This is a genomic window from Cereibacter changlensis JA139, from assembly GCF_003034985.1.
GTDB lineage: Bacteria > Pseudomonadota > Alphaproteobacteria > Rhodobacterales > Rhodobacteraceae > Cereibacter > Cereibacter changlensis.
Genome location: NZ_PZKG01000050.1, coordinates 1 through 12,581, shown reverse-complemented (window position 1 = coordinate 12,581; position 12,581 = coordinate 1). Strand labels below are relative to the sequence as shown.

The 12,581-nt window shown below is 67.4% G+C and carries 15 protein-coding genes and 1 pseudogene; 6 read left to right on the top strand and 10 right to left on the bottom strand.

The genetic code is table 11. The features are described from left to right. Positions 1-120 precede the first annotated feature (120 nt). Together C5F48_RS12200 and C5F48_RS12195 are read left to right on the top strand one after the other, a co-directional pair. A complete protein-coding gene (locus tag C5F48_RS12200) occupies positions 121-624 on the top strand; it encodes a flavin reductase family protein (RefSeq protein WP_107664190.1) in 504 nt (167 codons plus the stop codon). Positions 625-683: 59 nt separating this feature from the next. Next, positions 684-1,040 (top strand): ArsR/SmtB family transcription factor, encoded by a 357-nt coding sequence (locus tag C5F48_RS12195; protein ID WP_170139554.1) that lies wholly within the window; start codon positions 684-686, stop codon positions 1,038-1,040. Positions 1,041-1,046: 6 nt separating this feature from the next. On the opposite strand, the gene C5F48_RS12190 is transcribed toward C5F48_RS12195, so the two are convergent. Beyond that, entirely contained in the window at positions 1,047-1,781 is a 735-nt protein-coding gene (locus C5F48_RS12190; protein WP_107664189.1) for an SDR family oxidoreductase, read from the bottom strand. Between the two features lie 161 nt (positions 1,782-1,942). On the opposite strand from C5F48_RS12190, the gene C5F48_RS12185 reads away from it, so the two are divergent. Then, positions 1,943-2,554: a TetR family transcriptional regulator C-terminal domain-containing protein gene (locus C5F48_RS12185; protein ID WP_107664188.1), complete on the top strand. Its 612-nt coding sequence runs from the start codon at positions 1,943-1,945 to the stop codon at positions 2,552-2,554. Between the two features lie 27 nt (positions 2,555-2,581). Here C5F48_RS12185 and preA read toward each other — a convergent pair whose 3' ends face one another. The 3 genes from preA to C5F48_RS12170 all read right to left on the bottom strand — a co-directional run bounded on the left by preA (position 2,582) and on the right by C5F48_RS12170 (position 5,904). Continuing rightward, on the bottom strand, positions 2,582-3,883 hold the full coding sequence (gene preA, locus C5F48_RS12180) for an NAD-dependent dihydropyrimidine dehydrogenase subunit PreA (protein WP_107664187.1): 1,302 nt from the start codon (positions 3,881-3,883) through the stop codon (positions 2,582-2,584). Positions 3,884-3,960: 77 nt separating this feature from the next. Continuing rightward, positions 3,961-4,497 (bottom strand): DedA family protein, encoded by a 537-nt coding sequence (locus C5F48_RS12175; protein ID WP_107664186.1) that lies wholly within the window; start codon positions 4,495-4,497, stop codon positions 3,961-3,963. A gap of 66 nt (positions 4,498-4,563) precedes the next feature. Then, complete coding sequence (locus C5F48_RS12170; protein WP_107664185.1) at positions 4,564-5,904, bottom strand: NAD(P)-dependent oxidoreductase; 1,341 nt, start codon at positions 5,902-5,904, stop codon at positions 4,564-4,566. Between the two features lie 255 nt (positions 5,905-6,159). On the opposite strand from C5F48_RS12170, the gene accB reads away from it, so the two are divergent. Genes accB through aat form a run of 3 tightly spaced genes read left to right on the top strand, consistent with a single transcriptional unit; the run spans position 6,160 to position 8,681 of the window. Continuing rightward, entirely contained in the window at positions 6,160-6,642 is a 483-nt protein-coding gene (accB, locus tag C5F48_RS12165) for an acetyl-CoA carboxylase biotin carboxyl carrier protein (RefSeq protein WP_107664184.1), read from the top strand. Positions 6,643-6,649: 7 nt separating this feature from the next. Further along, positions 6,650-7,996 (top strand): acetyl-CoA carboxylase biotin carboxylase subunit, encoded by a 1,347-nt coding sequence (gene accC, locus C5F48_RS12160; protein WP_107664183.1) that lies wholly within the window; start codon positions 6,650-6,652, stop codon positions 7,994-7,996. Between the two features lie 43 nt (positions 7,997-8,039). Further along, on the top strand, positions 8,040-8,681 hold the full coding sequence (gene aat, locus C5F48_RS12155; protein ID WP_107664182.1) for a leucyl/phenylalanyl-tRNA--protein transferase: 642 nt from the start codon (positions 8,040-8,042) through the stop codon (positions 8,679-8,681). Here aat and C5F48_RS12150 read toward each other — a convergent pair. The 6 genes and pseudogenes from C5F48_RS12150 to C5F48_RS12125 form a co-directional block, all read right to left on the bottom strand. Further along, positions 8,630-9,004, bottom strand: coding sequence for a DUF2155 domain-containing protein (locus C5F48_RS12150; RefSeq protein WP_107664181.1), 375 nt, complete (start codon positions 9,002-9,004; stop codon positions 8,630-8,632). The two genes, aat and C5F48_RS12150, sit on opposite strands and share 52 nt — an antisense overlap. Further along, entirely contained in the window at positions 9,001-9,465 is a 465-nt protein-coding gene (gene mlaD / locus C5F48_RS12145) for an outer membrane lipid asymmetry maintenance protein MlaD (RefSeq protein WP_107664180.1), read from the bottom strand. The genes C5F48_RS12150 and mlaD overlap by 4 nt, the downstream gene beginning before the upstream one ends. Next, on the bottom strand, positions 9,465-9,839 hold the full coding sequence (locus C5F48_RS12140; RefSeq protein ID WP_107664179.1) for an NADH:ubiquinone oxidoreductase subunit NDUFA12: 375 nt from the start codon (positions 9,837-9,839) through the stop codon (positions 9,465-9,467). Before C5F48_RS12140 ends, mlaD begins: the two co-directional genes overlap by 1 nt. Positions 9,840-9,956: 117 nt before the next feature. Next, entirely contained in the window at positions 9,957-11,222 is a 1,266-nt protein-coding gene (gene clpX / locus C5F48_RS12135) for an ATP-dependent Clp protease ATP-binding subunit ClpX (RefSeq protein ID WP_107664178.1), read from the bottom strand. A gap of 121 nt (positions 11,223-11,343) precedes the next feature. Next, the gene (locus C5F48_RS12130) at positions 11,344-11,976 is read right to left on the bottom strand and encodes an ATP-dependent Clp protease proteolytic subunit (RefSeq protein ID WP_107664177.1); all 633 of its coding nucleotides are present in this window, start codon (positions 11,974-11,976) and stop codon (positions 11,344-11,346) included. Between the two features lie 391 nt (positions 11,977-12,367). Then, positions 12,368-12,581: pseudogene (locus C5F48_RS12125) on the bottom strand (CDP-alcohol phosphatidyltransferase family protein); the annotation flags it as partial.

The window sequence follows — 12,581 nt, the reverse complement described above, 5'->3', positions numbered from 1 at the left end:
ACCGCGAATGCGCGGCCTTCCCCGGGGTCGCCGCCGCTTTGCGCTTGAAACCGCCGGGCCGGGCCGTGCAGAGAGGGGGCGACACCCGCCGACCCGACGGCGACCGACAGGAGAGCTGCCATGACGACCGAGGCGATCTTCGCGCCCTCGCCAGAGAACAGCCGCGCCTTCCGCGACGCGCTCGGCCGTTTCGCCACCGGGGTGACGGTGGTGACGATCTTCACCGACGAGGGGCCGATGGGGATCACCGCCAACAGCTTCGCCGCGGTCTCGCTCGACCCGCCGCTGGTGCTCTGGTCTCCGGCCCGGTCCTCCAGCCGCTTCGACCGCTTCGCTGGGGCCGGGCATTTCGCCATCCATGTGCTGGGCGCCGAGCAATCCGACCTCTGCGCCCGCTTCACCCGCGGCGGCGTGGGTTTCGAGGATCTGGAGATCGGCTATACCGCCGAGGGCGTGCCGCTGCTGCCGGGCGCGCTGGCGCGGTTCGAGTGCAAGCGCCATGCGATCCACGAGGGGGGCGACCATGCGATCGTGGTCGGGCTGGTCGAGCGCGCAGCGCTGCGCGAGGGGGAGCCGCTTCTGTTCGCGCAGGGGCAGTTCGGGCGGTTCTCCCCCGGCCTCTGATCGACTGTCGGCCAGATCAAAACTCGCCGCCTGCCGGGTGGCATGCTATGTTGTGCGACATGATGCAAGACCAGCCACAGTCCTTCGACGCCGCCGAATCCGACTCCGCGGTCCCGATGCCCGCGCCGCATATGCGCGAGCGGGCCGAGGCCGCGGCGGCCTTTCTCAAGGCGCTGTCGCACGAAGGCCGGCTGATGATCCTGTGCCATCTCACCGAGGGCGAGAAGTCGGTGACCGAGTTGGAGACGCTGCTCGAGTCGCGGCAGGCGGCGGTGAGCCAGCAGCTCGCCCGGCTGCGGCAGGACGGGCTGGTGACGGCGCGGCGCGACGGCAAGACGATCTGGTATTCCATCGCCGACCCCAAGGCGCGCCGCACCGTGGCCATGCTCTACGAGATGTTCTGCAAGACGGGCTGACCCGTCTTAGCCCCGGCCGATGAAGGGCATGGCGGTGGCCATGATCGTCATGAACTGGACATTCACCCCCAAGGGCAGCCTCGCCATGTTCAGCACCGCCTCGGCGACATGCTCGCCCTCCATCACCGGCTCGGCCCGGATCGAGCCGTCGGCCTGCGGCACGCCCTGGGGCATACGCTCGGCCATGCCGGAGGCGGCGTTGCCGATGTCGATCTGGCCGCAGGCGATGTTGAAGGCGCGCCCGTCCAGCGACAGCGTCCGGGTCAGGCCGGTGACCGCGTGTTTCGACATGGTGTAGGGTGCCGAGCCGATGCGCGGCACATGCGCCGAGACCGAGCCGTTGTTGATGATCCGCCCGCCCTGCGGCTGCTGCCGGCGCATCTGGCCGAAGGCGGCGCGGGCGCAGAGGAACATGCCGGTGACATTCACCGACGTGAGCGACAGGAAATCCTCCACCGCGATCTCGTCGATCGGCGCGGATTTCACCGACTGGCCGGCGTTGTTGAACAGCACGTCGAGCCGGCCCCAGGCGGCGACGGCCTTGCCGAAGGCGGCCTCGACCGCCTCGGGATCGCTGACATCGCAGGGCAGCACCAGCGCTTCCGACCCGCCCGCCGTCTCGGTCAGCGCGTCCTGACGGCGGCCGATGAGCCCGACGCGCCAGCCCTCGGCGATGAAGCGCTGCGCCGTCTTGCGGCCGACGCCGCTGCCGCCGCCGGTGATGATGATGGTCTGTGTCATGGATATCCTCCCTGCCGCCGATCCTCGCTGCGCCGCGCCGCCGCCGCAAGGCGCATCCTTAAGGTTTGACCGGATGGTCAGGAGCGGGCTAGCATCGCCCAGCCCCGCGCCGCGCGCGGCCGCGAGGAGAGCCGCCGCATGACCCCCATCCGCACAGCCCGATGATCCAGCCGCGCCGCACCCGCATCCAGCAGAAGAATTCCGAGGCGATCCTCGAGGCGGCGCTGGAAGTCTTTTCGCAGCACGGCTTCCGCGGCGCGACGCTGGACCAGATCGCCGAGGTGGCCGGGCTGTCGAAGCCGAACCTTCTCTATTACTTCCCCTCGAAGGAGGCGATCCATGTCACGCTGCTGTCGGGGCTGATGCATACCTGGCTCGACCCGTTGCACCGGATGGACCCGGAGGGCGAGCCGCTGCGCGAGATCATGGCCTATGTCCGGCGCAAGCTGGAGCTGAGCCGGGATTTCCCGCGCGAAAGCCGGCTCTTCGCCAACGAGATCCTGCAGGGCGCGCCGCGGATGCGCGAGGCGATCGAGGGCGAGTTGAAGGCGCTGGTGGAGGAGAAGGCGGCGGTGCTGCGGTTCTGGATGGATCAGGGGCGGATCGCCCGGGTGCATCCGGTGCATCTGATCTTCTCGATCTGGGCGCTGACCCAGCATTACGCCGATTTCGACGTGCAGGTGCATGCCGTGCTGGGCGAGACCGAGCCCGACCCCTATCCCGAGGCCGGGCTCTATCTGGAGACGCTGTTCGCCAGGCTGCTGGCGGTCTAGCAGGCAGGGCGGTCCTGCCTGCCGGGCTTATTCCGCCGCTTGCACCGAGGGGTTGTTCGGATGCTGGGTCCAGTTGGCGTAGTCGCTCACGACCCTGCCCGTCCGCTCGTCCACGGCGCCCTTCGGCAGCTCGGTCATGGTGATGCAGTTCTCCACCGGGCAGACGTTGACGCAGAGGTTGCAGGCGACGCATTCGTCGTCCTTCACGGTGAACACCCGCTCCGGCGACATGGCGATGGCCTGGTGGCTGGTGTCCTCGCAGGCGGCGAAGCAGCGGCCGCAGCTGATGCAGAGATCCTGGTCGATCCGCGCCTTGGTGACGTAGTTCAGGTTCAGATACTGCCAGTCGGTGACGTTCGGCACCGCGCGGCCCACCAGATCGGCGGTGGAGGTGAAGCCCTTCTGGTCCATGTAATCGGACAGGCCCGAGATCATCTCCTGCACGATCTTGAAGCCGTAGGTCATGGCCGCGGTGCAGACCTGCACGTTGCCCGCGCCGAGCATCATGAACTCCGCCGCGTCGCGCCAGGTGGTGACGCCGCCGATGCCGGAGATCGGCAGGCCGCGGGTCTCCATGCTGCGGGCGATCTCGGCCACCATGTTCAGCGCGATCGGCTTCACCGCCGGGCCGCAATAGCCGCCATGGGTGCCCTTGCCGTCGATCATCGGCTCGGGGCTGAAGCTGTCGAGGTTCACGCTGGTGATCGAGTTGATCGTGTTGATCAGGCTGACGGCATCCGCCCCGCCGCGCTTGGCCGCCTCGGCGGGTTTGCGGATGTCGGAGATGTTGGGCGTGAGCTTGACGATGCAGGGCATGCGGCTGTGCTGCTTGACCCAGCGGGTCACCATCTCGATGTATTCCGGCACCTGCCCGACCGCCGAACCCATGCCACGCTCGGCCATGCCATGCGGGCAGCCGAAGTTCAGCTCCACACCGTCGGCCTCGGTATCCTCGATGCGGTGCAGGATGTCCTTCCAGCTTTCCTCGTCGCAGGGCACCATCAGCGAGATCACCAGCGCGCGGTCCCTGTAGTCGCGCTTCACCGACTTGATCTCGCGCAGGTTGATCTCCAGCGGGCGGTCGGTGATCAGCTCGATGTTGTTCAGGCCCAGCAGCCGGCGGTCGGCGCCCCAGATCGCGCCGTAGCGCGGGCCGTTGACGTTGACCACGGGCGGGCCTTCGGAGCCCAGCGTCTTCCAGACGACGCCGCCCCAGCCCGCCTCATAGGCGCGGCGGACGTTGTATTCCTTGTCGGTCGGCGGCGCCGAGGCCAGCCAGAACGGGTTCGGCGATTTGATGCCGATGAAATCGGATGCCAGATTGGCCATGGGGTATCCTCCTCAATGCAGGCTGACGGCGGACCCGAAAGGGCCGCCGTTGGCGGAGAAACAGGAAAGGGAGTGGATCAGCCGGTGATCAGCCGCCAGAGCGCGCCGAGAATGTCGCCGCCGATCTCTCCGGATTTCGGCGTGGCATAGGCCCAGAGCAGGCAGCCCGCGATGTTCACCGGCACGAATTGCCACAGCGGCACCCGCGACATGCCGGCGATGACGAAGACCACCGCGCGCAGCGGGCCGAAGAAATGCCCGATGATGACGGCGAAGGCCCCCCATTTCGCGAAGGCCTCGGTGCCGCGCTGCACCAGCGGGCGCTGGCCCTGCATCATCCGCAGCTCCATCACCCGCGGGCCGTAGCGCCAGCCCAGCCAGTAGGAGAAGAACGACCCGATCACCGCGCCGATCGAGGCCCCGATCCAGATCGGCGTGAAGTCCAGCTCGCCGGTCGAGACCAGCGCCCCGACCCCGATCAGGATCGCGGTGGAGGGGATCAGGATCGACAGGAAGGCCGTGGTCTCGGCCGCGGCGAAGATCAGGGCGATCCACAGGGCCCAGTCTTGGTTGGCGCTGATGAACGCCAGGATAGAGTCGATCGCGGCGTCCATGGTCTTCCCTCGGCCCAGTTGGCGCCTTGCCTAGCCGGAAGCCGCCGCAGGGGCAAGCTGCGCCGCTCATGACGGCTGCGCAAGCCGGGCGTGGATGTCCATCGCCGCGTCGCGCCCCTCGGCCACCGCGGTGACGGTCAGATCCTCGCCGCCCGAGGCGCAGTCGCCCCCGGCCCAGACCCCGTCGAGGCTGGTGCGTCCTGCCCCGGTGACGGCGATCTTGCCGCCCGCCAGCTCCAGCGCCTCGGGCTGGCCGGCCAGCGTCTGGCCGATGGCCTTGAACAGCTGGTCCGCCTTCAGCCGGAAGGTCTCCGCGCCGAGCTTCAGACCGGAGGGCGTGTCCTCGGTATAGGCGAACTCCACCTCGCGCACCGCGCCATTGCCATGCACCGCCACCGGGGCGGCGTTGCAGAGGATCCGCACCCCGACCGAGGTGGCATGTTCCTGCTCATGGGTCGAAGCGCTCATCTTCTCCTGCCCGCGGCGGTAGACGATGGTGACGTTCTCCGCCCCGAGGAGCTTCGACTGCACCGCCGCGTCGACCGCCGTCATGCCGCCGCCGATCACCACCACGTCGCGGCCGATCGGCAGGGTGGACTTGTCGGGCGCCTGCCGCAGCGTGGCGATGAAATCCACCGCCGCATGCACATTGGCCCGGTCCTCGCCCTCGGCCCTGAGCGCGTTGACGCCGGAGAGCCCCATGCCGAGGAAGACCGCGTCATGCTCCGCGCGCAACCCCTCCAGCGTGATGTCGCGGCCAAGCGCATGGCCCGTCTTCAGCGTGATGCCGCCGATCCGCATCAGCCACTCCACCTCGGCCTGGGCGAAGTCGCCCGGGGTCTTGTAGCTCGCGATGCCGAATTCGTTCAGCCCGCCGGGCTTCGGCCGGGCGTCGAATATCACCACCTCGTGACCCAGCATGGCCAGCCTATGCGCCGCCGAAAGCCCGGCGGGCCCGGCGCCGACCACGGCGACCCGCTTGCCGGTCGGCGCGGCACGTGTGAAGGGATGTACGCCCTTGGCCATCAGCGTGTCGGTGGCGTAGCGCTGCAGCCGACCGATCTCCACCGGCTTGCCCTCGGCCACCTCGCGCACGCAGACCTCCTCGCAGAGCTGCTCGGTCGGGCAGACCCGGGCGCACATGCCGCCGAGGATGTTCTGGCTGAAGATCGTCTTCGCCGCCGCATCCGGCGTGCCGGTGGCGATCTGGCGGATGAAGAGCGGGATGTCGATGCTGGTGGGACAGGCCGTCATGCAGGGCGCGTCGTGGCAGAAGTAGCAGCGATCCGCCGCCACATGCGCCTCGTGCCGGTCGAGCGGCGGGTCGAGGTCGCTGAAGTTTCTCTGATAGGCTTCGGCGGGCAGGCGCCCCGGCGCGATGCCGGGCGTCAGCTGGCTGTTGGACAAGACACTCCCTCCCCATTGGCTATTGCTTTGGAGAAACGCTGGCATGGGTCTGTTTTTTTATCAAACGGTAAATTTTGCCGGAGCCGATTTGTCCCTTTCGCGCCCGCCGATTGCCTGAAAATGCGGCAGGCCGCCGCCGCTTCGCGACGAACTGGCGCTTTTCACCCAGGAAACGCTGTCGTATAAGCGCACGCAACCTGTGCGCCCCGCGCGCGCAAAAGCCAATCAAGGCAGAAACGCCAACCGAGGACGGTCATGAGCAAACAATCCACAGAGGCGGATGTCGCCTTCATCCAGGCGCTTGCCGAGCTGCTGAACAAGAACGAGCTCACCGAACTTTCCGTCAAACGAGAATATGCCGAGGATGACAGCCTCGAAGTGCGCGTGGTCAAGCAGGCCAATATCGTGACCACCTCGGTCGCCGCCGCTCCTGCCGTCGTCACCACAGCCTCCGCCCCCGCCGCAGCCGCTGTCCCCGCCGTCAACGACGATCCGGCCCAGCATCCGGGCGCCGTGACCTCGCCGATGGTCGGCACCGCCTATCTGGCGGCCGAGCCGGGCTCGACGCCCTTCGTCAGCGTCGGCGCCACCGTCAGCGAGGGCCAGACGCTGATGATCATCGAGGCGATGAAGACGATGAACCACATCCCCGCCCCGCGCGCGGGCACGGTGAAGCGGATCCTGGTCGCGGATGGCAACGCCGTGGAATACGGCGCGCCCCTGATGATCATCGAGTGAGGCCGGAATGTTCGAAAAGATCCTGATCGCCAACCGCGGCGAGATCGCCCTGCGCGTGATCCGTGCCTGCCAGGAGATGGGGATCAAATCGGTCGCCGTCCATTCCACCGCAGACGCCGACGCGATGCATGTCCGCATGGCCGACGAGTCGGTCTGCATCGGCCCCGCCTCCTCCACCGACAGCTACCTGAGCAAGGCCGCGATCATCTCGGCCTGCGAGATCACCGGCGCCGAGGCGGTGCATCCGGGCTACGGCTTCCTGTCGGAGAACGCCGCCTTCGCCCAGGCGTTGCAGGACCACGGGATCGAGTTCATCGGCCCGACGGCGGAGCATATCCGCATCATGGGCGACAAGATCACCGCCAAGGACACGATGAAGGCGCTCGGGGTTCCCTGCGTTCCGGGCTCCGAAGGCGGCGTTCCGGATTTCGAGACGGCGATCGGCATCGCCCAGTCGATCGGCTTCCCGGTCATCATCAAGGCGACCGCCGGCGGCGGCGGGCGCGGCATGAAGGTGGCGCAGAACCCGACCGAGCTCGAGGTCGCCTTCCGCACCGCGCGGTCCGAGGCGAAGGCCGCCTTCGGCAATGACGAAGTCTATATCGAGAAATACCTGCAGAAGCCGCGCCACATCGAGATCCAGGTTTTCGGCGACGGCAAGGGCCGCGCCGTGCATCTGGGCGAGCGCGACTGCTCTTTGCAGCGCCGGCACCAGAAGGTGTTCGAGGAAGCCCCCGGCCCGGTCATCACCGATGCGCTGCGCAACAGGATCGGCAAGGTCTGTGCCGATGCCGTCGCGCGGATCAACTACATCGGCGCCGGGACCATCGAGTTCCTCTACGAGGATGGCGAGTTCTTCTTCATCGAGATGAACACCCGGCTCCAGGTCGAGCATCCGGTGACCGAGGCGATCTTCGGCGTCGATCTCGTGCGCGAGCAGATCCGGGTCGCGGCGGGGATGGAGATGTCGTTCCGGCAGGAAGAGCTTGAGATCAACGGCCACGCCATCGAGGTGCGGATCAACGCGGAAAAGCTGCCGAACTTCTCGCCCTGCCCCGGCAAGGTGCGGGTGTTCCATGCGCCCGGCGGTCTGGGCGTGCGGATGGATTCGGCGCTCTACGGCGGCTATTCGATCCCGCCCTATTACGACAGCCTGATCGGCAAGCTGATCGTGCATGGCCGCGACCGGCCCGAGGCGCTGGCCCGGCTGAACCGCGCTTTGGGCGAGTTGATCGTCGACGGCGTCGACACCACCGTGCCGCTGTTCCACGCGCTGCTGGCCGAGCCGGACATCCAGAACGGCGAGTACAACATCCACTGGCTGGAAAAATGGCTGGCCGCCCAGTTCGGCTGAGCCCGGCAGAAATCGAAGGGCGGCCTGCGGGCCGCCTTTCCGCATGAGCGCGGAGCTCACCCCCGAGCTGCTGCTCAGGGCCTATGCCATCGGCATCTTCCCGATGGCCAGTTCGCGCGATGATCCCGAGGTCGGCTGGGTCGACCCGCCTCTGCGCGGCGTCCTGCCGCTCGACGGTTTCCACATCTCGCGCAGCCTCGCCCGCCGCATGCGCCGCTGCGGCTGGCAGGTGCGGATCGACACCGCCTTCGAGCCGGTGGTCGAGGCCTGCGCCGACCGCTCGGAAACCTGGATCAACCCGACGATCTTCGCGCTCTATGCCGCGCTGCACCGCATGGGCCACGCCCATTCGCTGGAAGTCTGGGAGGGCGAAGCGCTGGTCGGCGGGGTCTATGGCGTGACGCTGGGCCGGGCCTTCTTCGGCGAGAGCATGTTCTCGCGCCGCACCGACGCGTCAAAACTGGCGCTGGCCTGGCTGGTGGACCGGCTGCGCGCCGGCGGCTTCGTGCTGTTCGACACCCAGTTCCTCACCGACCACCTGGCCTCGCTGGGCGGGATCGAGATCGGCCGGTCGGAGTATCACGCCCGGCTGGCCGAGGCGCTGGCCGGCAGCGCCAGCTTCACCCCCCGGGGCTACTGCCCGGAGGTCTCCGGCGTGATACAGCGCAGCACCCAGACGTCGTAACGCGGATGGTCCAGCGCCGAGAGCGCCGGGCTCGACGCGATCATCCAGCCGGAGAACACCGGCGCCTCGACGCGCGTGTCGCGGATCGTCAGATGCGCATAGGCGTCCGAAGCCGGATCGTTCGTCGGATAGCGGCAGGCGTCGAGCTGGATCGTGAGGTAGTTGCTGACCGCCGACTGGCCAAGCTGCAGCTCCACATCCGCCGTCTCGCCCGAGATCTTGTCGAGCCAGCGCAACAGCCCGCCCTGCGCCTCGGACACCGGGACATCCTGGGCGAAGGCCGGAGCCGCGAGCAGCGCCAGAAGACAGGCCAGCCCCCTCATGGCGTGGCCGTATCGTCGGAGGCGCTGCCGCCGACGAATTTCATCAGCAGCGAGATCAGGCTGACCGCGCCCTGGGTATCCTCGATCTCGCCGCCGGGCTCGATGTTCTCCAGCGCGCCGCCGGGGATCAACTCGACGAAATTGCCGCCGAGCAGCCCTTCGGAGGAGATCAGGATCGCCGAGTCGACCGGCAGGGCGACATCCTGCTGCACCGAGACGGTGGCGTCGGCGAAATAGGTGGTCGGGTTCAGCGACAGCCCGGTGACGCTGCCGACCTTCACGCCGGCCAGACGCACGTCGGTGCCGATGCCGATGCCCTCGACCGAGCGGAAGCTGGCCGTCACCTCGTAGCTGCCGGCGCCGCCGGAAAAGCCGGTGCTCTGCCCGACATAGACGAGGAAGGCGACAGCCGCGGCCAGCACCGCCCCGCCCGCGACGACTTCTGTGGTGCTTTCCGCCATTACTCGGGCTGCCACGCCTCGTAGTCGCGCCGCGCCACCGGATCGACGCGCCGCAGCGACCCCGCCGGCACATAGGCGGTGGGCGTGCCGGTCTGGTTCTCCAGATGCGGCTTCTCCCAGGCGCGGTGCTTCAGCGGCAGCTTGTTCGGCGGCTGGTCCCAGGTGTGGTGCAGCCACCCGTGCCAGTCCGCGCCGATCCGGCTCGCCTCGAGATCGCCATTGTAGATCACCCAGCGCTTCTTGCCGTCGGCGTTCTGGTAGAAGATGTTGCCCTGCTCATCCTCGCCCACCTTGACGCCCTTGCGCCAGGTGAACAGCTGAGTGCCGAGGGTCTGGCTATGCCACCAGGTCACCGCGCGCTTGAGAATGGACATCGACAGCCTCCGAATAGTTTGCCCTGATATGGCCCAAGCCGCAGCGGAGGTCCAGCACCAAGCAGCGGCCAAGCAAAAGGCGGGCCGGAGCCCGCCTTTGTGCCGATACATCGCGCGTCAGCCTGCGCTGGCCGGCTCCTTCTTCTTCACTTCCGTGTAGATCAGCAGCGGCTTGGCGCCGTTGTTCACGGCCTCCTCGTTCACCACGACCTCCTCGACCCCGTCGAGCCCCGGCAGTTCGAACATGGTGTCCAGGAGGATGTCCTCCATGATCGAGCGCAGGCCGCGCGCGCCGGTCTTGCGCTTGATCGCCCGCTTGGCGATGGCGACCAGGGCGTCGGCGGTGAAGGTCAGCTTCACGCCCTCGATGTCGAACAGCCGCTGATACTGTTTCACCAGCGCGTTCTTCGGCTCGGTCAGGATGGTGACCAGCGCCGCCTCGTCGAGATCGGTCAGCGTGGCGATCACGGGCAGACGGCCGACGAATTCCGGGATCAGGCCGAACTTCAGCAGGTCCTCGGGCTCCAGTTCCTTGAAGAGCTCGCCAACGCCGCGATCCTCCGGCCCCTTCACCTCGGCGCCGAAGCCGATGGCGGAACCCTTGTTGCGCTGCGCGATGATCTTCTCCAGCCCGGCGAAGGCGCCGCCGCAGATGAAGAGGATGTTGGTCGTGTCGACCTGCAGGAACTCCTGCTGCGGATGCTTGCGCCCGCCCTGCGGCGGCACGGAGGCCACGGTGCCCTCCATGATCTTCAGCAGCGCCTGCTGCACGCCCTCGCCCGAGACATCGCGGGTGATCGAGGGGTTGTCGGACTTGCGGGTGATCTTGTCGACCTCGTCGATGTAGACGATGCCGCGCTGCGCCCGCTCGACGTTGTATTCCGAAGCCTGCAGCAGCTTGAGGATGATGTTCTCGACATCCTCGCCGACATAGCCGGCCTCGGTCAGCGTCGTCGCATCGGCCATGGTGAAGGGCACATCCAGGATGCGCGCCAGCGTCTGGGCCAGCAGCGTCTTGCCGCAGCCGGTCGGGCCGATCAGCAGGATGTTCGACTTCGACAGCTCGATGTCGGTCTTCGACGAATGGTTGAGCCGCTTGTAGTGGTTGTGCACCGCGACCGAGAGCACACGCTTGGCATGGATCTGGCCGATGACGTAATCGTCCAGAACCTTGCAGATCTCGCGCGGGGTCGGCACGCCGTCGGAGGATTTCAGACCGGTGGTCTTGGTCTCCTCGCGGATGATGTCCATGCAGAGTTCGACGCATTCGTCACAGATGAAGACGGTCGGCCCTGCAATCAGCTTGCGCACCTCGTGCTGGCTCTTGCCGCAGAAAGAGCAGTAGAGGGTGTTCTTGCTGTCGCTGCCAGAATTGTTCGCCATCGTAATCCTCTGCAGTGCGCCGGGGTCTGAACCCGGCCTGTCCGCGAAAGTCTAGGCCAAGGCCCGCGCCTTCACAATGTCAAATCGCCCCCGCCGGACCGGCCCGGCGGGGGCAGCGACGTCACTTCGGCGTGTCGTCGAGCTTGCCGCGGTTTTCCAGGATCTCGTCGATCAGGCCCCAGGCCTTGGCGTCCTCGGCCGACATGAAGTTGTCGCGCTCCAGTGCGGCCTCAACGGTTTCAAGGTCTTGGCCGGTGTGCTTCACGTAGATCTCGTTCAGCCGGCGCTTCAGCTTCTCGGTCTCGCGGGCGTGGATCATGATGTCCGTCGCCTGACCCTGGTAGCCGCCGGAGGGCTGGTGCACCATGACGCGGCTGTTCGGCAGCGAATAGCGCATGCCCGGATGGCCCGCCGTCAGCAGCAAACTGCCCATCGAGGCGGCCTGACCGATCACCAGAGTCGAGATCTTCGGCTTGATGTACTGCATCGTGTCGTAGATCGACAGCCCGCTGGTCACCACCCCGCCCGGCGAGTTGATGTACATCGCGATCTCCTTCGAGGGGTTCTCCGCCTCTAGGAACAGAAGCTGCGCGCAGATCAGCGAGGACATGCCGTCATGCACCGGGCCGGAGAGGAAGATGATCCGCTCCTTCAGCATCCGGCTGTAGATGTCATAGGCGCGCTCGCCCCGGCTGGTCTGTTCGACCACCATAGGCACCAGCGTGTTCATATAGGTATCGATCGGGTCTCTCATGTGCGCCTGCCTGTTGTGACGGGAAAAGGATAATCGCCTAGGAATTACCCGAGTCTTAGTGGCCCGGCCCGCCCCCTGCAAGGGCGGGCCGGCCATTTCCCGCCACCCGGAGGCGCCGCCGACGGGGGCATCGAGCCCCCGCCTGCGGCCCTGCCGGGGACAGCCGCCCCCGGTCGCGGGACGTTCCGGCCTCTCCTTGCGCAAATACTCCCCGCGGAGCGTCCGTCCCTTGCGCAAATACTCCCCGCGGAGCGTCCGTCGCCGGCCGCAGGCGCCTCCGGCGGGAGTATTTGGACAAGGAGAAACCGCATCCCGCCCGCGGCGCCCTCGCCGCCTTCCATGGCAATGCCGGGCGCGGGGGTTCGATGCCCCCGCGGCCGGCTCCCCCGGCTCAGCGGAAGACGCGGCGGGCGAGCAGGACGCGGCTCGTCGCGGTGAAGAAGCAGAGCGCGCCGAAGATCCAGGCGAGGGCGGCGAAAGCGCCGGGGAAGAGGCAGAGCAGCAGGAAGAAGCCGATGGTTTCCGCCCCTTCCAGCAGCCCGGCGCTGAAATACAGCGATTTCTCGCCGCGGTCGCGGGTGGTGAGGCCGCGTTTCTCGGCGAGG

What these genes read in the sequence shown, in the direction of transcription:
- C5F48_RS12140 (WP_107664179.1), bottom strand. Translation starts at nt 9,839, where the DNA reads ATGTCCATTCTCAAGCGCGCGGTGACCTGGTGGCATAGCCAGACCCTC.
- C5F48_RS12175 (WP_107664186.1), bottom strand. Translation starts at nt 4,497, where the DNA reads ATGGACGCCGCGATCGACTCTATCCTGGCGTTCATCAGCGCCAACCAA.
- clpX (WP_107664178.1), bottom strand. Translation starts at nt 11,222, where the DNA reads ATGGCGAACAATTCTGGCAGCGACAGCAAGAACACCCTCTACTGCTCT.
- preA (WP_107664187.1), bottom strand. Translation starts at nt 3,883, where the DNA reads ATGGCCAATCTGGCATCCGATTTCATCGGCATCAAATCGCCGAACCCG.
- accC (WP_107664183.1), top strand. Translation starts at nt 6,650, where the DNA reads ATGTTCGAAAAGATCCTGATCGCCAACCGCGGCGAGATCGCCCTGCGC.
- aat (WP_107664182.1), top strand. Translation starts at nt 8,040, where the DNA reads ATGAGCGCGGAGCTCACCCCCGAGCTGCTGCTCAGGGCCTATGCCATC.
- accB (WP_107664184.1), top strand. Translation starts at nt 6,160, where the DNA reads ATGAGCAAACAATCCACAGAGGCGGATGTCGCCTTCATCCAGGCGCTT.
- C5F48_RS12150 (WP_107664181.1), bottom strand. Translation starts at nt 9,004, where the DNA reads ATGAGGGGGCTGGCCTGTCTTCTGGCGCTGCTCGCGGCTCCGGCCTTC.
- C5F48_RS12190 (WP_107664189.1), bottom strand. Translation starts at nt 1,781, where the DNA reads ATGACACAGACCATCATCATCACCGGCGGCGGCAGCGGCGTCGGCCGC.
- C5F48_RS12130 (WP_107664177.1), bottom strand. Translation starts at nt 11,976, where the DNA reads ATGAGAGACCCGATCGATACCTATATGAACACGCTGGTGCCTATGGTG.
- C5F48_RS12200 (WP_107664190.1), top strand. Translation starts at nt 121, where the DNA reads ATGACGACCGAGGCGATCTTCGCGCCCTCGCCAGAGAACAGCCGCGCC.
- mlaD (WP_107664180.1), bottom strand. Translation starts at nt 9,465, where the DNA reads ATGGCGGAAAGCACCACAGAAGTCGTCGCGGGCGGGGCGGTGCTGGCC.
- C5F48_RS12185 (WP_107664188.1), top strand. Translation starts at nt 1,943, where the DNA reads ATGATCCAGCCGCGCCGCACCCGCATCCAGCAGAAGAATTCCGAGGCG.
- C5F48_RS12195 (WP_170139554.1), top strand. Translation starts at nt 684, where the DNA reads ATGATGCAAGACCAGCCACAGTCCTTCGACGCCGCCGAATCCGACTCC.